At 66.2% G+C, this 18,760-nt stretch carries 20 protein-coding genes; 9 read left to right on the top strand and 11 right to left on the bottom strand.

Annotation, left to right across the window (positions count from 1 at the left end):
• Positions 1–445 precede the first annotated feature (445 nt).
• On the top strand, positions 446–808 hold the full coding sequence (locus ACW6W5_RS00905) for a helix-turn-helix domain-containing protein (protein ID WP_226956563.1): 363 nt from the start codon (positions 446–448) through the stop codon (positions 806–808).
• Between the two features lie 221 nt (positions 809–1,029).
• On the opposite strand, the gene ACW6W5_RS00910 is transcribed toward ACW6W5_RS00905, so the two are convergent.
• Positions 1,030–2,532: a YifB family Mg chelatase-like AAA ATPase gene (locus ACW6W5_RS00910; protein WP_152150862.1), complete on the bottom strand. Its 1,503-nt coding sequence runs from the start codon at positions 2,530–2,532 to the stop codon at positions 1,030–1,032.
• 159 nt (positions 2,533–2,691) lie between these two features.
• On the opposite strand from ACW6W5_RS00910, the gene yidA reads away from it, so the two are divergent.
• Complete coding sequence (gene yidA / locus ACW6W5_RS00915) at positions 2,692–3,531, top strand: sugar-phosphatase (RefSeq protein ID WP_152150863.1); 840 nt, start codon at positions 2,692–2,694, stop codon at positions 3,529–3,531.
• A gap of 9 nt (positions 3,532–3,540) precedes the next feature.
• On the opposite strand, the gene ACW6W5_RS00920 is transcribed toward yidA, so the two are convergent.
• Both ACW6W5_RS00920 and ubiK read right to left on the bottom strand, forming a co-directional pair.
• Positions 3,541–3,924, bottom strand: coding sequence for a hypothetical protein (locus ACW6W5_RS00920; protein ID WP_152150864.1), 384 nt, complete (start codon positions 3,922–3,924; stop codon positions 3,541–3,543).
• An 88-nt stretch (positions 3,925–4,012) separates the two neighbouring features.
• Positions 4,013–4,273 (bottom strand): ubiquinone biosynthesis accessory factor UbiK, encoded by a 261-nt coding sequence (gene ubiK / locus ACW6W5_RS00925; RefSeq protein WP_152150865.1) that lies wholly within the window; start codon positions 4,271–4,273, stop codon positions 4,013–4,015.
• A 126-nt stretch (positions 4,274–4,399) separates the two neighbouring features.
• On the opposite strand from ubiK, the gene ACW6W5_RS00930 reads away from it, so the two are divergent.
• Positions 4,400–4,738 carry a P-II family nitrogen regulator gene (locus tag ACW6W5_RS00930; RefSeq protein WP_123729924.1) on the top strand — a complete coding sequence of 113 codons (339 nt, stop codon included), beginning with the start codon at positions 4,400–4,402 and terminating at the stop codon, positions 4,736–4,738.
• 31 nt (positions 4,739–4,769) lie between these two features.
• Here the strand turns inward: ACW6W5_RS00930 and ACW6W5_RS00935 are convergent, their stop codons facing one another.
• Positions 4,770–5,423: an RIO1 family regulatory kinase/ATPase domain-containing protein gene (locus ACW6W5_RS00935; protein WP_070426140.1), complete on the bottom strand. Its 654-nt coding sequence runs from the start codon at positions 5,421–5,423 to the stop codon at positions 4,770–4,772.
• 553 nt (positions 5,424–5,976) lie between these two features.
• Between ACW6W5_RS00935 and ACW6W5_RS00940 the strand changes: the two genes are divergently transcribed.
• Entirely contained in the window at positions 5,977–6,882 is a 906-nt protein-coding gene (locus ACW6W5_RS00940) for an aspartyl/asparaginyl beta-hydroxylase domain-containing protein (RefSeq protein WP_176987925.1), read from the top strand.
• A gap of 135 nt (positions 6,883–7,017) precedes the next feature.
• Here the strand turns inward: ACW6W5_RS00940 and speE are convergent, their stop codons facing one another.
• Positions 7,018–7,872, bottom strand: coding sequence for a polyamine aminopropyltransferase (speE, locus tag ACW6W5_RS00945; RefSeq protein ID WP_152150866.1), 855 nt, complete (start codon positions 7,870–7,872; stop codon positions 7,018–7,020).
• Between the two features lie 192 nt (positions 7,873–8,064).
• Here speE and speA point away from each other — a divergent pair, with 192 nt between their 5' ends.
• Both speA and ACW6W5_RS00955 read left to right on the top strand, forming a co-directional pair.
• On the top strand, positions 8,065–9,954 hold the full coding sequence (speA, locus tag ACW6W5_RS00950; protein ID WP_152150868.1) for an arginine decarboxylase: 1,890 nt from the start codon (positions 8,065–8,067) through the stop codon (positions 9,952–9,954).
• Positions 9,955–10,048: 94 nt separating this feature from the next.
• Positions 10,049–10,372, top strand: coding sequence for a DUF6122 family protein (locus ACW6W5_RS00955; RefSeq protein ID WP_152150870.1), 324 nt, complete (start codon positions 10,049–10,051; stop codon positions 10,370–10,372).
• Positions 10,373–10,487: 115 nt separating this feature from the next.
• Here the strand turns inward: ACW6W5_RS00955 and ACW6W5_RS00960 are convergent, their stop codons facing one another.
• The 3 genes from ACW6W5_RS00960 to ACW6W5_RS00970 are packed head-to-tail and all read right to left on the bottom strand — an operon-like array spanning position 10,488 to position 12,771.
• Complete coding sequence (locus tag ACW6W5_RS00960) at positions 10,488–11,813, bottom strand: sensor histidine kinase (protein ID WP_152150872.1); 1,326 nt, start codon at positions 11,811–11,813, stop codon at positions 10,488–10,490.
• Entirely contained in the window at positions 11,810–12,472 is a 663-nt protein-coding gene (locus tag ACW6W5_RS00965; RefSeq protein ID WP_152150874.1) for a response regulator transcription factor, read from the bottom strand. Before ACW6W5_RS00965 ends, ACW6W5_RS00960 begins: the two co-directional genes overlap by 4 nt.
• Positions 12,472–12,771 carry a PepSY domain-containing protein gene (locus tag ACW6W5_RS00970; RefSeq protein WP_121040682.1) on the bottom strand — a complete coding sequence of 100 codons (300 nt, stop codon included), beginning with the start codon at positions 12,769–12,771 and terminating at the stop codon, positions 12,472–12,474. The genes ACW6W5_RS00965 and ACW6W5_RS00970 overlap by 1 nt, the downstream gene beginning before the upstream one ends.
• A gap of 140 nt (positions 12,772–12,911) precedes the next feature.
• Here ACW6W5_RS00970 and ACW6W5_RS00975 point away from each other — a divergent pair, with 140 nt between their 5' ends.
• A complete protein-coding gene (locus ACW6W5_RS00975) occupies positions 12,912–13,346 on the top strand; it encodes a PepSY domain-containing protein (RefSeq protein WP_152150876.1) in 435 nt (144 codons plus the stop codon).
• A gap of 86 nt (positions 13,347–13,432) precedes the next feature.
• Here ACW6W5_RS00975 and ACW6W5_RS00980 read toward each other — a convergent pair whose 3' ends face one another.
• The 3 genes from ACW6W5_RS00980 to ACW6W5_RS00990 all read right to left on the bottom strand — a co-directional run bounded on the left by ACW6W5_RS00980 (position 13,433) and on the right by ACW6W5_RS00990 (position 15,751).
• Positions 13,433–13,939: a hypothetical protein gene (locus ACW6W5_RS00980; RefSeq protein WP_152150878.1), complete on the bottom strand. Its 507-nt coding sequence runs from the start codon at positions 13,937–13,939 to the stop codon at positions 13,433–13,435.
• Between the two features lie 98 nt (positions 13,940–14,037).
• The gene (locus tag ACW6W5_RS00985) at positions 14,038–15,249 is read right to left on the bottom strand and encodes an NAD(P)/FAD-dependent oxidoreductase (protein WP_152150880.1); all 1,212 of its coding nucleotides are present in this window, start codon (positions 15,247–15,249) and stop codon (positions 14,038–14,040) included.
• Between the two features lie 7 nt (positions 15,250–15,256).
• Positions 15,257–15,751, bottom strand: a complete 495-nt coding sequence (locus tag ACW6W5_RS00990; RefSeq protein ID WP_152150882.1) for a lipocalin family protein — start codon at positions 15,749–15,751, stop codon at positions 15,257–15,259.
• 182 nt (positions 15,752–15,933) lie between these two features.
• Between ACW6W5_RS00990 and ACW6W5_RS00995 the strand changes: the two genes are divergently transcribed.
• Complete coding sequence (locus tag ACW6W5_RS00995; RefSeq protein ID WP_121040674.1) at positions 15,934–16,182, top strand: hypothetical protein; 249 nt, start codon at positions 15,934–15,936, stop codon at positions 16,180–16,182.
• Between the two features lie 82 nt (positions 16,183–16,264).
• On the top strand, positions 16,265–18,715 hold the full coding sequence (locus tag ACW6W5_RS01000) for a DUF3772 domain-containing protein (protein ID WP_193222733.1): 2,451 nt from the start codon (positions 16,265–16,267) through the stop codon (positions 18,713–18,715).
• The last annotated feature ends 45 nt before the right edge of the window (positions 18,716–18,760 follow it).

An 18,760-nucleotide genomic window follows, 5' to 3' on the forward strand; every position in this document is an offset into this window, starting at 1 on the left:
TTACTGGCTCGAGCACACTCTCTAGTTGCGGACAGCTGTTAATTCCAACGTCGAATGCCAAAGCTGGGATCTGGCCGATGCTTGCATGGTTCATTGATATATCCTATTTAATGAAAAGAATATGCGAATCGCAGCAGTTATGGATTGTGATTTCGCCGCCCGAGGGTCAGCCGCGAGCGGCAATTTCTTATAGGCGAGATGGCGAAGTAAAGGCAAGTGGCTTGCAGGTGCGGAGTCGGTCAGGTTCGCTCACATGGTGTGAGTGATATCCTGCAAGAGCAGGGATTTACATGGGTTGCTGAGTGGGTCACTACAAGTGCAATGCAGGTTGATTCGGACCTGGATTTGTAACCGATACCTCATTATTGGTTATTCGGTCTCTGAAGGTTGCTACGTTTGATTATGATGCTAGTGTCCATATTCAAGTTTTGGGGGCGTTGGTATGATGTCGGATAGAGTTCGTCGCACGAGAATCCGCGCTGGAATGTCCCAATCCAGGTTTGCAAAAGAGTTGGGTGTGCACCGCTCGGCGGTGGCTCAGTGGGAGCGATCGGGTGGTTCTAGACCTTCTCTTGATAAGTTGGTCTTGATATCGAGCATTGCCAGGGTTTCGATCGATTGGCTAGTCACTGGAGTGCATGAATTTCGTTCGCCCGTGGCCGAGCTCAACTGTCCAGCTGACGTGCCTGAGTACGTAGCAAGAGATTATCTGGAAGAGCGCCTGCTGCTGGCAATGCGTTGTCTTCCTGCACACTCTCGTCTCAAGCTTGTAACTTATCTTGAGAGCACGCAGCTGGCGCAGTCATAGGAATGATGCTCGTGAATTGCCGGGGCATCAGCCGGGACTGAAAGTATGCGCGTTTGGGCGCTTCGATTGGTAGTCTGAGTACCTGGTGGATGGCGCCCCTGGGTGCGCGAGTTGGTTGTGCTTCGGTCTATTGAGATTTTGTGCTGCAACATCAATTCACGCATGATGTATGCGCTCTCACGCGATATCAGGGTGCTTGTTAGTCGGGATTCGATGAATTCTCATGTTCCTCCACCCCGATCCAACTGCCGATACCCGATCGCCTCCGCCACATGCGCGGTCTTGATCTCCTCCGCATGCCCCAGATCCGCCAACGTCCGCGCCACCCGCAGAATGCGATGCATCGAGCGCGCCGACAGCTGCAACCGCTCCACCGCATCCTCCAGCAGCTGCTGATCCTCCGGCGACAACCGGCAATGCTCGCTCAGCTCGAACGGCAGCAGCTGTGCATTCGCCTTCCCACTGCGTAACAGCTGCACCTCCCGCGCGGCGACAACACGGGCGCGGACACTCGCACTGTCCTCGCCCAGCGGCGCGTCATCCCGCAGCTCGCGCGGGTCCAGTCGAGGGACTTCCACATGCAGATCGATGCGATCCATCAACGGCCCGGAGACACGCCCGCGGTAGCGACGGATGACCTCCTCGCTGCAGAGACAGCGCCCGCTGCGATCCCCGGCCCAGCCACAGGGGCAGGGGTTCATCGCCGCAACGAGCTGAAACCGCGCAGGAAAACGCTCGGTACGCGCAGCGCGGCTGACCACGGCAACCCCGGATTCGATCGGCTCGCGCATGACCTCCAGCGCATGCCGGCTCCACTCGGGCAGCTCGTCCAGAAACAGCACGCCGTTGTGCGCCAGCGAAATCTCGCCAGGGCGCGGATGCGACCCACCGCCAATCAGCGCGACCGCGCTGGCGGTGTGGTGTGGCGCTCGGTAGGGCCGCTCTCTCCAGCGCCCCGCATCAATGCCTTGGCCACTGCACGACGCAATAGTGGCCGCTTCCAGTGCCTCAAGCTCGCTGGCCGCTGGAAGGATGCTGGGCAGTCGAGAGGCCAGCAGGGTCTTGCCGCAACCGGGGGTGCCAAGCAACAACAGGTGATGCCCGCCGGCCGCCGCGACCTCCAGCGCTCGCCGCGCCTGCAGTTGGCCGCGCACGTCGCGCAGGTCGGGAATGCTCACCGGCTGTGGGTCAGCCGCCACGGCCGGAGGCAGCGTGCCGCTCTCAAGGGCGCTGCAGACCTCCAGCAGGGTGCGGGCGATGCGTACGTCGGCATGCTGGGCCAGTGCGGCCTCTTCGCTGTTCGCGGCGGCCACGATGAGGCTGCGGCCGTCCCGGGCGGCAGCGATCGCCGCAGGGAGGACGCCGTCGACACCGCGCAGTTCGCCGGTCAGGGCCAGTTCGCCGAGGAACTCGTACGGGTCCAAGGACTGCGCATCGATCTGGCCACTGGCGGCGAGGATGCCCAGCGCGATAGCCAGGTCAAATCGCCCGCCCTCCTTGGGCAGATCGGCCGGGGCCAGGTTGATGGTGATGCGCCGCTGTGGAAACTCGAACCGTGCGCAGATCAGGGCGGCTCGCACGCGGTCGCGCGATTCCCGCACGGCGGCGGCAGGCAGCCCCACGATCTGGGTATGCGGCAATCCGCCGGACAGGAATACCTCGATCCGTACGGCCGGCGCTTTGACGCCGGCGCGGGCACGGCTGTGCACCAGCGCAAGGCTCATGCAGTTGTTTCCAGGGTCTGCGGCATGCCGTGCACAGTGGCAGCACACGGAGCACCCGATCCATCAGCACTTGCCGCGCCGTGGGGTAGGCAATCGCCGCCACCGTGTCCGGTAGTGCCGCTAGACTGGATGCCCCCACGCTCCACGCCGTCGAACACCATGGATATGCACCACCGCTCCGGTCCCATCGAACTGGTCGCCATCGATATGGACGGGACCCTGCTCGATCCGTCCCACACGCGCACGCCCCGGGTCATGCACGCCATCGCGCGCGCCCGCGCGCAGGGCGTCCAAGTGGTGCTGGCCAGTGGCCGCCCGGTGTCGGGGATGGAACCGTTCCTGCAGCAGTTGGGGATCGCGAGCGAGCAGGACTACTGCATCGCCTGCAATGGCGCGGTGGTGCAGAACATCGGCAGCGGCCAGCGCGTCATCGAGTTTCCGCTGAGCTTTGAGGACTTCGTGTTCTGCGAGCGGATCTCGCGCGAGCTGGGCATCCATTTCCAGGCGCTTGATGGCCGGCGCATGTATACGCCCAACCAGGACATCAGCCTGTATACGGTGGCCGATTCGCACCTGTCGAACGTGCCGCTGTCGTATCGCCGGGTGGCGGACATGGACCCGGCGATGCAGTTCATCAAACTGATGATGATCGACGAGCCGGAGGTACTGGATGCCGCCATCCAGCGCCTGCCGTCGGAACTGACCGACCGTTTCGCGGTGCTCAAGAGCGCGCCGTTCTTCCTGGAAGTGTTCGATCACCGCGCCGGCAAGGGCCCGAGCCTGGAGAAGCTGGCCGCGCACCTCGGCGTGGACCGCGCCAACGTGATGGCCGTGGGCGACCAGGAGAACGACCTGACCATGCTGCAGTTCGCCGGGACCAGCGTCGCCATGGGCAACGCGATCCAGGCGGTGAAGCAGACGGCGCGCTTCGAGACGGCGAGCAACGCCGAAGATGGCGTGGCGTTGGCGATCGAGCGGTTCGTCCTGCAGGACGTGTAATCCTGCGCGTTACTCGCCTGCGCCGCTGCGACGCGGCTTTGCGCGCGACCAAGGCAAGACCATCATCAGCGCGAACACCAGCAGAGTCGGCAGGGTGAAGACCCACATCTCCCCGGTACCTTTGCCTGCGCCGATGGCGAGCAGGCCGAGCGCACCCAGCTCCAGTTCGCTGATGGAGGTCAGGTTGAACGCCAGGACAGGTATGCAGGCGATGAATGGAGCAGGCAGAACACCATGGCCTGCGACAATCAATGTCGGTGCGAGCAGGGCGGCCAACCCGGAGAACGCGATGCGGTAGGCGTTGCGCGAGCGCACACCGTCAATGCGCATCAACCGCATCAGGCACAGTGCGGCGATCACCGCCGCGAGGCTGGCACCGGCGATAGCCAGCATCTGGGAACCTTGTTCACTCATTCGGACGTCCTTGTCGCATCGTGGATGGAGGGCAGCCGCTGCTGCCTCCGCAGATCCTGGCGTTGCCTCACTCGCGAGGCGCAGCGGCCCCACGCGCTTCCAGCTCGGACACCACCTTCTCCAGCGCCTCCAGCTTCTCGCGGGTGCGCAGCAGCACGGCACGCTGCACGTCGAACTCCTCGCGGGTCACCAGGTCCAGCTTGCCCAGCCCGGCCTGCAGCGCGGTCTTGAAAGTAGCCTGCAGTTCTTCGCGCGACTGGCGCAGGCCCGGGGGGACCATATCGCTCAGGCGACGGGCGAGGTCATCGAGGTGGTTGAGGTCGATCATGCTGCGGCTCCGCGGGGTATGTGCCAAGGATAAGCCGCCACGCTGCCGGCGGCACGGACTGCGCGCATCGCGTTCACCGGCGGACAGGCGTTATCCTCGCAGCCTGGAACACAGGAGTGCAGACGGATGAAGATGGTCATGGCGGTGGTCAAGCCGTTCAAGCTCGACGACGTGCGCGAAGCGCTGGCCGAGCGCGGCGTCACCGGGATCACGGTCACCGAGGTCAAGGGCTTCGGGCGGCAGAAGGGCCACACCGAGCTCTACCGCGGGGCGGAGTATGTGGTCGATTTCCTGCCCAAGGTGAAGATCGAAGTGGCCGTCGTCGACAACCAGGTCGAGGAGGTGGTGGAAGCCATCGTCAAAGCCGCCGGCACCGGCAAGATCGGTGACGGCAAGGTCTTCGTGTACGACCTGGGCACCGTGGTGCGCATCCGCACCGGTGAGCTGGACGCCGACGCGCTGTAACGCGCGCCGGCTTTCCCGAGAGCACCCGCGATCAGGCGTGGCCCTTGAACCAGCGGTAGAAGCGCTTCCAGGCCACGCGCACGCCGGCCACCCAGCGCGGGTCGGCCACCTGGGCCGCCTCGGAAGCGCTGGGGCGCTCGCCGGTCAGGCGCTGGCGCATCTTCAGCAGGTTCTTCATGTCGCTGCGGCGCAGCTGGCGCGAGACCGGGTGCACCGGCAGCCAGCGCGGGCTGCGCCAGGCCGAGGTGAAGTCCACCAGCACCGGCACGCCCCCGCTGACCATCACGTTGGTGCCATGCAGATCGTTGTGGGTGATGCCGGCGGCATGCAGGCGGGTGAGCGCGTACTGCAGCTGCTCGAAGACCTCGATGCCGACCGACTGGGCCGCGCTCAGGGTCTGGCCGGGAATGAACTCCATGCCCAGCGCGAGGCCACCGATGGTGCCGAGCAGGGCCGGGGCGTGCTTCCAGCCGCTCAGGCGCTGCAGGATGCGCGCTTCGCGGCGGACCAGCAGGCGCGCGATCGGCGACAGCGGGGTGCCGCGATACCGGGTGTAATCCTTGACCACTGCGGGCTGGCCATTGAGGCAGGTCCGGTAGACGTCAGGTTCCAGGAGGCGTTCGCCGCGCTTGAGCAGCTCGGCGGGGGCGGTGTCATCGACACACGAGGCAACAATTGTGTTCATAGGGGTCTGTGCGACCCGGCGGTCGGCGCAATGCGTCAGGCGTACCGGTGCTGCTTACTGTGGGGAACTAAAGATTTCGTTAATTTTAGTACTCGCCAGTACACGAATCCAGATGATGTCGGAGAAATGTCGTCGCCCGGGGTGGAACAGTTCGTCACGCTGAAGCGGACAATCTTGTATCGCTTGGAAGAATTTCGTTTTCAATCAGCGGGTTGGCTGCTAGTTCTGGAGAGTGCAGGGCAAGCATGGCTGCCGTGCGCCCTGTGCAGGAGGCCGTTCGATGGACCTCAGGGGCTCCGCGCGCCTGCCTGCTCCCAGCGCAGGCAACCAGCCGCAGGCTTCCGCTGGGGTGGTCCGTTGAGCCACGCCGCGCTGAACATCGCTCAGCCCATGCTTGACCGCGACGCAGGCGCTGCCGACCATATGCTGTTGCTCGCGACATCGGCGGCCGCCCCTCTCCGGCACGTCCCCGCCTTCTGCCGCCCTTTCGATGCCGGTCGCTACCGTGCATCGCCCCCACCATTTCGGGTCCGGCCATGCCGGAGGAAGACTGATGATCAAGATCGTGCTGGCAGGGCTGTTCATCGCCTGCGTGCTGTACATCCATTACCGCGGCAAGGTGCGCGCGCGCTGGTCGCGCCAGCTGCTGGACCACTCCAGCTTCATGGCCCCGATCAACGTGATCATGTACGCGTTCTCGAAGGTGCCGACCACGCCGTTCCTCGACCCGGGCAAGGAATTCCCGCAGCTCGAGCCACTGCGCCAGAACTGGCAGATGATCCGCGACGAAGCGCTGGCCCTGCGCGATGCGGACAAGATCGCCGCCTCCAGCACCTTCAACGATGCCGGCTTCAACTCGTTCTTCCGCCGCGGCTGGAAGCGCTTCTACCTGAAGTGGTATGGCCCGTCGCACCCGTCGGCCAAGGCGCTGTGCCCGAAGACCACCGCGCTGCTGGAATCGCTGCCGGACGTGCGCGCGGCGATGTTCGCCCAGCTGCCCTCCGGCAGCGAACTGCGCCCGCACCGCGATCCCTTTGCCGGCTCGCTGCGCCTGCACCTGGGCCTGGCCACGCCGAACGACGACGCCTGCTATATCGAAGTGGACGGCATCCGGAAGAGCTGGCGCGATGGCGAGTGGATGATGTTCGATGAGACCTACATCCACCACGCACACAACGAAACACCGGACGACCGCGTGATCCTGTTCTGCGATATCGCCCGCCCGCTGCGCTTCGGCCTGCCAGGCCTGTTCAACCGCGCGGTGGCCTCCACACTGCTGGCCGGTGGTGCTTCGCCGAACCTGCCGGGTGACCCGACCGGTGGCGTCAACAAGGCCTTCGGCAGCGTCTACAAGGTGCGCCTGAAGGCCAAGGCGCTGCGCGAGCGCAGCGTGGTCGCCTACCAGGTGATCAAGTGGGGCCTGGTGGTGGCGGTGATCGCCGGCATCTGGGCGATCTGAGCCGTTGGTTTGATGGGGTTGCCGGCCAGCGGCCGGCACTACCAGGCATAAAAAACCCGCGCTGTTGCCAGCGCGGGTTTTTTGTTGCCGCATCCTATACCGGTAGGTGCCGACCGTTGGTCGGCACGCCTTCGATCAGCCCTTAAGGGCTGAAGCCACGAACGGCGGGGTCACCAGCACACCGGTGTGCAGCGCGGCGGTGTAGTACAGCGTATCGAACGACTTGCCAGCCGAATCGGCCTGGCGGAAATCGAAGCTGCTCTCGCCCTTGCGGGCCAGGGTCACGCTCCACCAGCCGGTCGGGTAGCACGGCTGCGGGAACGGCAGGGTCTTGAACGAACCAAAGCCCGCCTTGCCCATCTCGGCGCGCATTTCGTTGATCAGGTCCAGCTGCATCAGCGGCGATTCGGACTGCTGCACCAGGATGCCGTCGTCCTTCAGGGCCTTGAAGCAGCTCTCGTAGAAGGCCTTGTTGAACAGGCCTTCGCCCGGGCCGACCGGATCGGTGGAGTCCACGATCACCACGTCCACGCTGCCGGCCGGGCAGTTGGCCATGTAGGCCACGCCGTCGTCGAACATCAGCTCGGCGCGCGGATCGTCGTTGGAATCGCACAGTTCCGGGAAGTGCTTGCGGGCCATCACGGTGACCTGCTCGTCGATGTCGCACTGGGTCACGCTCTCCACGCCTTCGTGCTTGAGCACTTCGCGCAGGGTGCCGCAGTCGCCGCCGCCGATGATCACCACGCGCTTGGGCGCGGCATGGGTGAACAGCACGGGGTGGCTGATCATCTCGTGATAGAAGAAGTTGTCCTTGCTGGTCAACATGATGGCGCCGTCGATGGTCATCAGGTTGCCCCAATCGGTGGTCGCGAAGATCTCGATCTTCTGGAACGGCGACTGCACTTCATCCAGCTTGCCGGTCAGGCGGTAGCCGATGGCCGAGCCGGTGCGCTCGAAGTGTTCGATGTACCAGTTGTTGTTGTCAGTCATGGAATAGCAGTCCTGTTCGGAAGGGTGTTGGAGCCGGGCTGGCGGCGGTGCCGCGTGGCGCAAGCCACGTCCGGACGGGTTGGCCCGTTCAGGTTTCAAGCCTGAGCACGGGCGCGGGCGCGCATGATAACGGAGCTGTCGCCACATAGGCGTTATCATGCACCCCCTTTTTTACCAACCAGGCCCACTGAAATGACCGATTGGTCCCTCGACCAAGCCCGCAAGACCTACTCGATTCCGCATTGGGCGGATGGCTACTTCGACGTGGATCAGGCAGGACACATGGTGGTGAGACCGACTGGCCAGGACGGCCCGGTGGTATCGCTGCCGAAAATCGTCGATGCCGCTCGCGAGGCCGGCGCCAAGCTGCCGCTGCTGGTGCGCTTCCCGGATATCCTGGGCCAGCGCCTGGGCAAGCTGCAGGCCGCGTTCGCGCAGGCGCAGACCGACTGGGAGTACCCGGGCGGCTACACCGCCGTGTACCCGATCAAGGTCAACCAGCACCGTGGCGTGGCCGGCACCCTGGCCAGTCACCACGGCGAGGGCTTCGGGCTGGAAGCGGGCAGCAAGCCCGAGTTGATGGCCGTGCTGGCGCTGTCGCGCCCGGGCGGGCTGATCGTCTGCAATGGCTACAAGGACCGCGAGTACATCCGCCTGGCCCTGATCGGCCGCAAGCTGGGCCTGCAGACCTTCATCGTGATCGAGAAGCCTTCCGAGCTGAAGCTGGTGCTGGAGGAATCCAAGGCGCTGGACGTCAAGCCGGGCCTGGGCGTGCGCATGCGCCTGGCCTCGCTGGGCGCGGGCAAGTGGCAGAACAGCGGCGGCGACAAGGCCAAGTTCGGCCTCTCGCCGCGCCAGCTGCTGGACCTGTGGAAGTCGCTGCGCGATACCGAGTACGCCGACTGCCTGAGCCTGCTGCATTTCCATATGGGCTCGCAGATCTCCAACGTGCGCGACATCGCCAACGGCATGCGCGAAGCCACCCGCTACTTCGTGGAGCTCTCGCGCCTGGGCGCGAAGATCACCCACGTGGACGTCGGCGGTGGCCTGGGCGTGGATTACGAAGGCACCCGCTCGCGCAGCTTCTGCTCGATCAATTACGGCCTGAACTCCTACGCCAGCAACATCGTGCAGCCGCTGGCCAATGCCTGCGAGGAGCACGGCCTGACCCCGCCGCGGATCGTCACCGAGTGCGGCCGCGCGATGACCGCGCACCACGCGGTGCTGATCGCCAACGTCTCCGAGGTGGAAGAGGCGCAGGAAGGCCGCGTGCCGGACCAGCACGACGACGAGCCGGCGGCGATCCGCCACCTGCGCGAGATCCACGCCGAGCTCGATGAGCGCCCGGCGGTGGAGCTGTTCCAGGAAGCGCAGCACTTCCATGCCGAAGGCCTGTCCAGCTATGCGCTGGGCCAGATCGACCTGCCGCAGCGCGCCCGTATCGACGATCTGTTCTACGCCATCGCCCATGCCGTGCGTGCCCGCCTGAGCTATGACGAAAAGAGCCATCGCCCGGCGCTGGACGAGTTGAACGAACGCCTGGTCGACAAGTACTTCGTCAACTTCAGCGTGTTCGAATCGATTCCCGATGCGTGGGCGATCGACCAGGTGTTCCCGATCGTGCCGATCGAGCGCTTGAACGAGCAGCCCGAGCGCCGCGGCATCATCGCGGACATGACCTGCGATTCGGACGGCATGGTGAAAACCTATGTCGAGAACGAGAGCCTGGATACCTCGCTGCCGCTGCATGCGCTGAAGTCCGGGGAGAGCTACCGCATCGCGTTCTTCATGGTGGGCGCATACCAGGAAATCCTCGGCGATATCCACAACCTGTTCGGTGATACCGACGCGGTGGAAGTGCTGGCCGATGCCGATGGCTACGCGATCACCCAGCAGCGCCGCGGTGATACCACCGATGTGATGCTGGACTACGTGGGCTACAGCCTGGCCGATCTGCGCGCCAGCTATGCCGAGCGCGTGGCGGCGGCGAAGCTCTCGCCCGAGCGCGCGCAGGAACTGGCCGAGGCACTGGAGGCCGGTCTGACCGGCTACACCTACCTGTCCGACGAGCCCCTGGCGTAAGCCGGTGGCGACGGGTGATGGCCTTCGGGCCTCACCCGGTCGTCGGTAGCGTCGGGCACGGCCCGTCGGTTCCTTCAAGGCACCTGGAAACCCCATGAGCGCCCGCGCGATCTTTCATCTGTTCCTGCATGCGGCCGTACCGGCGGTGCTGGCGTGGACGTTCTGGCGCAGGCGTTTCATGTCCGCCTGGGTGCTGATGCTGCTGGGCTGGATCATCGATCTGGATCACCTGCTGGCCGACCCGATCTACGCCCCGAACCGCTGCAGCATCGGTTTCCATCCATTGCACACGGCGCCAGCGATCGCGGTCTACGCGGGGTTGTGTGTGCCGAAGAAGACGCGGCTGTTCGGTATCGGTCTGATCATCCACATCGTGCTGGATGCGATCGACTGTTGGTGGATGCACGCCGGCAGGTAGATCCACGCCATGCGTGGATGACGTGCAGCCTCCGATCCGCTACACATGACCGGTAGTGCCGGCCAGCGGCCGGCACTACCAACGGCACAAGCAATGCCGTCAGCGAGGGCAGCTCTTACCCTGCCGGCAACGTCAACGTCGCCTGCAACCCCGGCGCGCCATTGGCCAGCACCAGCGTTCCACCGTAACTCTCGGCAATGTCGGCCACGATCGACAATCCCAGCCCACTCCCGGCCGCGCGCTCATCCAGCCGCACGCCGCGTTCCAGCACGTGCTGCAGCTGCTCCGCGGGAAGCCCGGGACCGTCATCACTCACCGTGATGCGCAGCTGACCCTCCCGTGGTGCCACCTCCATGCGCACTGCGTGACTGGCCCACTTGCCCGCATTGTCGAGCAGGTTGCCCAGCATCTCTTCCAGATCCTCGCGCGCACCGGCGAATACCCCCGTGGTGTCACTGTCGCACGTAAAACGCAGCCCACGCGCGGCATGCACGCGCTGCATCAGCCCGCACAGCGCACTCACCACCGGCGCCACCGGCGTGCGCTGCTGGCTGTCGGCGCCCAGACCTGCAGCGAGGTAACGATCGATGCTGGCCTGCATGCGCGCGGTCTCGCTGCGCAGGGTCTGGCGCCAGTCGCTGCCGTCGCCCTCGGCCTCGGTGGTGAGCACGGTCAGCGGCGTCTTCAGCGCGTGCGCGAGGTCCTCGGCGCTGCGGCGTGCGCGTACCACCATGCGCTGATGATGATCGAGCAGCGCGTTGAGCTGGCCAGCCAGCGGCGCGACTTCTTTCACCAGGCCCTGCTGCGGGAAGCGCACGTTCTCGCCGTTGCGGACCTGCCCGGCAATGCGGCCCAGCTCGGCCAGCGGCCGCAGGCCGTAATGCACCTGGGTCACCAGTACGCCGAACCACACAGCGATGAGCACGGCCAGTGCGAGCGCGGTGCGTTGCCGGAAACTGGCGACCTGGGCATTCAGCGGGCTGCGGTCGGTGGCGACCATCACGATCACCGGCGCGGCGGCGCGGGGCAGGGTGACCTGCTGGGCCAGTACGCGCAGGGATTGCTGCAGCGGGCCGGGAGCATCGAAGGCCTTGGCCGGCCCCGGCTGCGGTGCGCTTGGCGCGGCCAGCGAGCCGTCCCACAGCGAGCGCGATTGCCCGAGCGGGCGGCCTTGTTGGTCCAGCACCTGCCAGTAGTCGCCGGAGAACACGCGGCGGTAGCGCTCGTCAGCCAGCGTGTCGCGCCACTGCAGCTGGCCGTTGGCATCGCTTTCGGCCAGTGCCAGTACCGCGATCAGATCGTTGCCCAGGCGCTCATCCATCGCGGTCCGTGCTGAACGCTCGAACATCGCGCCCAGCCACCAGGTCGCCAAGGCCGACACCAGCACCAGGCCCAGGCCACCGGCCACCAGCAGGCGGGTGCGCAGCGAGCCGGTGGTCATGGCGTTGCCGAGAGGCGGAAGCCCTGGCCGCGATGCGTGTGGATCAGCTCGCTGCCGAGCTTGCGGCGGATGCGGCCGATCAGCACATCCAGCGTGTTGGAGTCTGGATCGAAGCCGTCTTCGTAGACGTTCTCGCCCAGCCGCGAGCGGCTCAACACGGTATCAGGGTGATGCATGAAGTAGCTGAGGATGCGGTGCTCCTGCGCGCTGAGCGCCAGCGGCGCGCCGTCCAGCTCGAAGCGGCCGGCGTTGACGTCCAGCACCAGCGGACCGCACTGCAGGCGCGGATGCGCGTGGCCGGCGCTGCGGCGGATCAGGGCGCGCAGGCGCAGCAGCAGTTCTTCGGGCTGGAAGGGTTTGGTCAGGTAGTCATCGGCGCCGGCATCGAAGCCGGCCAGTTTGTCGTGCCAGCGGGCGCGGGCGGTCAGCACCAGCACCGGGAAATCGCGCCCGGCCTGGCGCCAGCGTTCGATCACGCTCAGCCCGTCCAGGCCCGGCAGGCCCAGATCGACCACGGCCGCGGCGATGTCCTCGATCTGCCCCTGGTACTCGGCATCCCGCCCCTCCGCACTGTGGATGACCACATAGCCGGCCTCTTCCAGCAGCGTCTGCAGCCGGCGGGCGAGCAGGGCGTCATCTTCGGCAAGCAGCACGCGCATCAGTCTTTTTCCATTTTCAGCAGGCGGCCTGTCGCGGCATCGTAATCCAGCTCCATCACCACGCCATCCGGGCCGAGGATCTCGACCTCGTATTTCCCGTCATCCAGTTCCACCTCGATCAGCTTGCCGGGGTAGCGACGCAGCGCATCGGCGACTACCTGTTCCAGCGGCACGAAGCGACCCTGGCGCACCGCCTGGCGCACGCTGTCCTGCTGGCGGCTGCCACCGTCGAGCACCCGCATCGGGTCCTGCGGGGCGAGGGTCAGCAGCAGGGGCAGCATCAGGGACAGGGCAGACATGCGGGCACGCAGGCGAAGGGCAGGCCACCGGTATACCGGGGCGGTCTAAACAGTATCTAACAGTCGCCCTCATGGTCTGGTTAGGCGCGGTGACCAGACTGGCGGTGCCGGAATGGACCGGTGCCCCCTCAAGGATTCCCATGAAGACGATGATTGCCGCTACCGCCCTGGCCGCTGCGCTGTTCGCCACTCCGGCCTTTGCCGCCAACCTGTCGGCCGCCCAGGTCCAGGCCAAGCTGAGCGCGGCCGGCTACACCCAGGTGCATGAGCTGGAGCACGACGATGGCGTGTGGGAAGCGGACGTGACCCGCAAGGACGGCACGGTCGATGAAGTGATCATCGATGACACCCAGGGCGAGATCTTCGATCCACGCGATGGCCGCGCCGTGCTGGACGCCGGGCAGATCCTGGCGCTGGCGGGCAAGGCCGGGCTGACGCAGATCGAATCGATCGAGCGCGATGGCGCGACCTGGACCCTGGATGCGCGCAACGCCCGCAACCAGCGCGTGGAAGTGCGCATGAGTGGCTACGATGGCCGCGTGCTCGCCAGCAAGCGCGATGGCTGGTGGGATTGATCCGGCGCTACCGCGCACTGGATGTACGAACGGCCGGGATTCCCCGGCCGTCCGCGTCATTGCCTGGGGGCTGCAGCGCTTAGCGCTTACCAGCGCGCCGGGTAATCCCAGTAGCCCGGGCCACGGCCGTAACCGCCATAACCCCCGAAGCCGTCATAGCCATACGGACCGAAGAAGCCGGGGCCCTTGCCCTCGCTCACCCGGATATTGACGTTGACGTTGCGGGTGTTGCCCTCGTCCGTGGTGTAGTTCTTGCTCAGATTGAGCTCGGCCGCGTTGTAATGGCTGTTGCCGTAATTCTCGGAATAGCCGATGCCGGTGGTGAAGCTGCCGTTGACCCGCAGCTTGTCATCGGTCACGTGGGCGATGCCGTTGGCGGCCCGCTCGGTGGAGCGCCGGCCGGTGCGGTCGCCGTAGAAGGTGCCGGGTGGGTCGCCGCGCAGCGACTGATCGCTCAGGTACTGCAGCGGGGCGTCCGGGATGCTCAGGTCCAGCCCGGTCGAGGACTGCGGGCCGGTGGCGCCTGCGGCAGACTGGGCCAGCGCCACACCGGGCAGGGACAGGCACAGCAGCAGGGGAAGCAGGCGGGTCATGAGAGGCTCCGGAGCAGACAGGCGGGACGGCCGACAGCGCTGACGCTAGCAGCCGTAGTTTGAATGATGCCTGTCATGGCGTGCGTTGCAAGGGGAACTCAGCCCAACCGGTCAAATCCGAACAGCGTGGACAGCGGATGCCGGCGGCGTTCGATCCGCGCCCGCAGCAGTCCGGCGCCGATCATGGAGTAGGTGATCCCGTTGCCGCCGTAAGCCATCGCGAACAGTACCCGTGGCCCCCATTGCGGGTGCGGGCCGAAAAACGGCAGGCCATCGTGGGTCTCGGCGAAGGTGCCGCCCCAGGAGAAGGCCGGCTGCAGCGGCAGGTGCGGGAACAGTTTGGCGGTCTTCCTGAGCAGCTTGCCGGTCTTGCTCTCCACCCGCCGGTCGCGCCGGGCCGGGAGATCGATGGCATCGTCCTCGCCGCCGATCAGCAGCCGGTGGTCACCGGTGCTGCGCAGGTACAGATACGGCCGCGCCGATTCCCATGCCATGGTCTCGCGCAGGGGGCCGAGCAGGTCCGGATGGATCGGATCGGTGATGAAGGCGTAGCTGCTGCGGTTGCGGGCCACCGAGGGCTTCAACCAGCGCTGCCCGGCGTAGCCAGTGGCCAGCACCACATGGCGGGCACGGATGCGGGCGCCGCCCAGGGTGGTGGCGGTCACGCCGCGCGGGGTCGGGGTGAGCGTATCGAGCACGGTGCGGTCGTAGACGCCGCAGCCGCGCGTGTGCAGCCGCATCAGCAGCCGGTAGGTGAGCCGGTAGGGGTCGATGCGTGCGGCGAGCGCACTGAGGATCGCGCCCGGTGCGCGGATGCCGTACTCGGCCTGGACCGCCTCGCTGTCCAGCCAGCGCACATCGAAGCCGTGCTTGGCACGCAGTGCGCACTCTTCGGCCAGTACCGCCTGGTGCCCGCGCTTGCTCGCGTAGTACAGGCTGGCCATGCGGTGGCAGTCCACATCGCGGAACGGCGCGGCCACCTTGCAGATGGCCGGGATCGCCTCGGCACAGGCCTGATAGGCCAGCACCGCCGCGTCCTCGCCGTAGCGTTGGGCCAGGTCGATCAGGTGCGTGTCAATCTCATACTGCAGCAACGCAGTGCTGGCCGCGGTGCTGCCCCAGCCGATGTCGCGCTGTTCGATCAGCGCCACATCATGGCCGTGCGCGCACAGCTCGTCCGCAATCAGCGCGCCACTGATGCCGCCGCCGACCACCAGCACCTCGCAGTTGAGATCCTTCTCCAGCGGTGGGAAGGCATGCATCAGGCCGTTGCGCACGGCCCAGAACGGATACCCGCTCTTCAGATCCATGGCAGCCTCAGGCGGTGGGGTGGCCGGTGTGCGGGGTCTGGATCAGTTCGGTCAGGTCGAAGCCCTGCAGCCGTGCCTGGGCCAGGTAGTGCTCCTGCGTGGTGCGGTCGAGCGTGGGGGTGCGCGCCAGCAGCCAGAGGAACTTGCGGTCCGGGCTGCCGACCAGCGAGACGCTGTAATCCGGCGCGATCTGGATCACCCAGTAGTCGCCCTTGGTGAAGGGCAGCCAGCGCAGGCCTTTGGGCAGGAAGCTGACCTCCAGCCGCGCAGTGTCGTTGTCCACGGGGCAGGCTTCGCCATCGGCTTGCTCGATCTCGCTGCCCATGCGGCAGCGGTTGACCACGGCGACGTGGCCGTTGTCTTTCAGGCTGTAATGCGCGGACACATCGGTGCAGCCTTCCGGCTCGTGCTTCATCGGCAGGCGGGCGATCTCGTACCAGGTGCCCAGGTATCGCGGCAGCTTCAGGTCGGGAACGGTTTTCAGGTCGGGATGTGGGGTCATGGGCAACGGCTGGTGGGAATGCGATCCCACGATGCCGGGGCTGCTGCCACGGCCGGGTGAAGCCGGGGCGACTGCGGCGTCGAGACAGTCCGTTGTGGTCGCGTCATGTCCCGCTTGCGGTCGCAGCGCTATGCTGGGCCGGAGCGCCATCAGCGCTTCTTTCAACAGCGATGGAGATGCGGATGTACCAGGTGATTCTGCTCAAGAGCGAAACCGGCGTTGCCCGCCAGCAGCGCGAGACCGCCGACGATGTGCTCGACCACGAGGGGGTGACCTACACCCTGCGCGCTGGGCCGCGGCAGCCGTTGCCGACCGATCACGCCTGGGATGAGATCGCGGTCTACGCGCCCGAGGAGATCACCGAGGAAGAGTTCCAGGACTGGTATGCCCGCCTGCAGCCGCAGGTCGAGGAGCTCCGCCTGAAGTACTGAGCGCCCGCATACCTGTTCTGAACGGGGCCCGGTTTATAGTCGCGGGCAGGCGCGGTGGTCCGCGCGAACCGTTGGTGCTGGCGTGTCGCTTCGTCATTCTTCGTTTGTGGTGCGGTCGCTGGGCTGGCTGCTGTTGTTCACCTGGCTCGGCGCCGCGCCGGTCGCTCTCGGGCAGGCCACGGATCCGCCCCCGGATCCGGCCAAACAACTGATCCAGGCCGAAAAAGAGCTGCGCGCCACCAGTGACGCGCTGGAGGATGCGGGCACCACTGAAACCCTGAAGGCGCTGTCCGACCGCGCCCTGGCCGTCCAGCGCGATGCCGACGGCCTGCAGAGCGCCCTCGACCCGCAGCGTCAGCAGGTGGATGCGCGGCTCGAGCAGCTTGGCCAGGTCGCCGAAGGCACCGTCGAGCCGCCGGAAGTGAGCCGGCAGCGCAAGGCGCTGAACCAGCAGAAGGCTGACATCACCGCGCAGATCGCCCGCGCCAAGCTGCTCTCAGTGGATGCCAAGCAGCTCGGCGAGCGCATCGAGAAGATGCGGGTCACCCAGTTCAGCGAACAGCTGAGCCGCAAGGTCGCCTCGCCGCTGTCACCTGCGCTGTGGCGCAGCTTCGCCAAGGATGTGCCGGACGATGTGCACCGCCTGGCCATTCTTTACCGCCTGGGCGAAGACGCGGCCCGCAAAGCCATTGCCAAGCATGGCTGGAACTCGCCCTTGATCGGCCTGGCGGTCGCACTGGTGCTGTTCTTCCCGTTGCGGCTGTGGCTGCGCGCGCTGGGGCGCCGCTTTGCCGCCTCCGAGCGTGCACCCGATGGACGCCTGCGCCGCTCCGGCCTGGCGGTGTGGCTACTGCTGGTCGGCACGCTGTTGCCGGGCCTGGCGGCGGTGGCCCTGGTGGAATCGCTGGACGCGATCGGCGCGATCCCGCCGCGCCTGCAGCAGGTGGCCGAGACCTTCGAGGTAGCCACCTTCGTGGCCGCCTTCATCGCTGCGCTCAGCGCCTGTCTGCTGGTCCCCAAGCGCCCGTCGTGGCGGCTGCTGTCACTCGATGACAGCGCGGCGTTGCGCCTGCGCAAGTACGCCTGGGGCGCGGCCGGCCTGACCTGGCTGAGCATCATGCTGGTCGCCCTCGACCGTGCAGCCCGCACCAGCGAGGTGACCACGGTGGCCGCCGATGGGTTGATGGCGCTGACCTACCTGGGGCTGATCATCGCGATCCTGACCTCGCTGGCGCGCATGCACAACCGTCAGGCGGCCGAAGCCGCCGAGGCCGAAGCACGGGCCGATCCCCGCGCCGGTGGTGATGGCAAGGTGCGGGGGGCGCCTCGCCGCAGTGGCTGGATCGTGCTGGCGCGCCTGGTCGGCCACATCGCCGTGGCCGCGGCGGTGATCGCCACACTGCTGGGGTATCTCAACTTCGCGCTGTTCGTGGCCCAGCAGCTGGTCTGGGTCGCGGTGGTGTTCATGGCGGTCTCGCTGCTGCTCAAGTTTGCCGATGACCTGGCCACCTGGGTGCTCGCGCCCAGCAGCCGCGCCGGACAGACCATCGTATTGACCACCGGGCTCAGCGAGGCGCGGGTGGAGCAGGCCGGCGTGCTGCTCTCGGCGGTGCTGCGTGTCGGTGTGATCGTGCTTGGCCTGCTGGCGCTGGCGGCACCGTTCGGCAATCTCAACGCCTTCCTCGGTGGGCTGGATTCGCTGTCCGGTGGGCTGAAGATCGGTGAGACCACGCTCAGGCCGAGCAGCGTGATGTACGCGGTGCTGGTGTTCCTGGTGGTGTGGGCCGTGATGCAGGCGTTCCAACGCTGGCTCAGCGATACCTACCTGCCCAAGACCGAACTGGACGCCGGCGCACGCAACTCGATCAGCACCGTGACCCGCTACCTCGGCATCATCGCTGCGGTGTTGTGGGGCCTGACCGCGCTGGGTATCGGCTTCGAGAAGCTGGCGCTGGTGGTCAGCGCACTCTCGGTCGGTATCGGCTTCGGTCTGCAGGCGATCACCCAGAACTTCGTCTCCGGCCTGATCCTGCTGGCCGAGCGGCCGGTCAAGATCGGTGACTGGGTCAAGCTGGGCGACCAGGAAGGCGACATCAAGCGGATCAGCGTGCGTTCGACCGAGATCCAGGTCGGCGACAAGTCCACCTTGATCGTGCCCAACTCCGAGCTGATCACCAAGACCATCCGCAACATGACGATGGGCAACGCGCAGGGCCGGATCCAGATCCAGTTCTCGGTGCCGTTGAACACCGATGTGGCGGCGCTGCGGCAGATCCTGCTGGATGCCTACACCGATCACCCGGGCGTGCTGAGCGACCCGGCACCGTCGGTGTTCATCGACTCGATCGCCAATGGGCAGATCGCGATCAACAGCTTCGCCTACGTGTCAGGCCCGCGTGCGGTGTACGGCGCACGCAGCGAGCTGTACTTCACGGTGCTGCAGAAGTTTGCCGAGGCCGGGATCGCGCTGTCCTCGCCGACGGATATCCATCTGGTGCGGGATCCGGCGGCCAAGCCGGACCCGGACGCGTAAGCGCAACCGATGACGGACGGATGCCGACCGATGGTCGGTACCGTC

It is taken from the genome of Stenotrophomonas sp. IS26 (assembly GCF_054188265.1).

Excerpts from the sequence above, each read along its gene's own strand:
- ACW6W5_RS00995 (WP_121040674.1), top strand. The coding sequence starts at position 15,934 with ATGTACCAGGTGATTCTGCTCAAGAGCGAAACCGGCGTTGCCCGCCAG.
- ACW6W5_RS00910 (WP_152150862.1), bottom strand. The coding sequence starts at position 2,532 with ATGAGCCTTGCGCTGGTGCACAGCCGTGCCCGCGCCGGCGTCAAAGCG.
- ACW6W5_RS00935 (WP_070426140.1), bottom strand. The coding sequence starts at position 5,423 with ATGAACACAATTGTTGCCTCGTGTGTCGATGACACCGCCCCCGCCGAG.
- ACW6W5_RS00930 (WP_123729924.1), top strand. The coding sequence starts at position 4,400 with ATGAAGATGGTCATGGCGGTGGTCAAGCCGTTCAAGCTCGACGACGTG.
- ACW6W5_RS00980 (WP_152150878.1), bottom strand. The coding sequence starts at position 13,939 with ATGACCCGCCTGCTTCCCCTGCTGCTGTGCCTGTCCCTGCCCGGTGTG.
- speE (WP_152150866.1), bottom strand. The coding sequence starts at position 7,872 with ATGACTGACAACAACAACTGGTACATCGAACACTTCGAGCGCACCGGC.
- ACW6W5_RS00990 (WP_152150882.1), bottom strand. The coding sequence starts at position 15,751 with ATGACCCCACATCCCGACCTGAAAACCGTTCCCGACCTGAAGCTGCCG.
- ACW6W5_RS00905 (WP_226956563.1), top strand. The coding sequence starts at position 446 with ATGTCGGATAGAGTTCGTCGCACGAGAATCCGCGCTGGAATGTCCCAA.
- ACW6W5_RS00965 (WP_152150874.1), bottom strand. The coding sequence starts at position 12,472 with ATGCGCGTGCTGCTTGCCGAAGATGACGCCCTGCTCGCCCGCCGGCTG.
- ACW6W5_RS00975 (WP_152150876.1), top strand. The coding sequence starts at position 12,912 with ATGAAGACGATGATTGCCGCTACCGCCCTGGCCGCTGCGCTGTTCGCC.
- ACW6W5_RS00940 (WP_176987925.1), top strand. The coding sequence starts at position 5,977 with ATGATCAAGATCGTGCTGGCAGGGCTGTTCATCGCCTGCGTGCTGTAC.
- ACW6W5_RS00985 (WP_152150880.1), bottom strand. The coding sequence starts at position 15,249 with ATGGATCTGAAGAGCGGGTATCCGTTCTGGGCCGTGCGCAACGGCCTG.
- ACW6W5_RS00970 (WP_121040682.1), bottom strand. The coding sequence starts at position 12,771 with ATGTCTGCCCTGTCCCTGATGCTGCCCCTGCTGCTGACCCTCGCCCCG.
- ACW6W5_RS00920 (WP_152150864.1), bottom strand. The coding sequence starts at position 3,924 with ATGCTGGCTATCGCCGGTGCCAGCCTCGCGGCGGTGATCGCCGCACTG.
- ubiK (WP_152150865.1), bottom strand. The coding sequence starts at position 4,273 with ATGATCGACCTCAACCACCTCGATGACCTCGCCCGTCGCCTGAGCGAT.
- ACW6W5_RS00955 (WP_152150870.1), top strand. The coding sequence starts at position 10,049 with ATGAGCGCCCGCGCGATCTTTCATCTGTTCCTGCATGCGGCCGTACCG.
- yidA (WP_152150863.1), top strand. The coding sequence starts at position 2,692 with ATGGATATGCACCACCGCTCCGGTCCCATCGAACTGGTCGCCATCGAT.
- speA (WP_152150868.1), top strand. The coding sequence starts at position 8,065 with ATGACCGATTGGTCCCTCGACCAAGCCCGCAAGACCTACTCGATTCCG.
- ACW6W5_RS00960 (WP_152150872.1), bottom strand. The coding sequence starts at position 11,813 with ATGACCACCGGCTCGCTGCGCACCCGCCTGCTGGTGGCCGGTGGCCTG.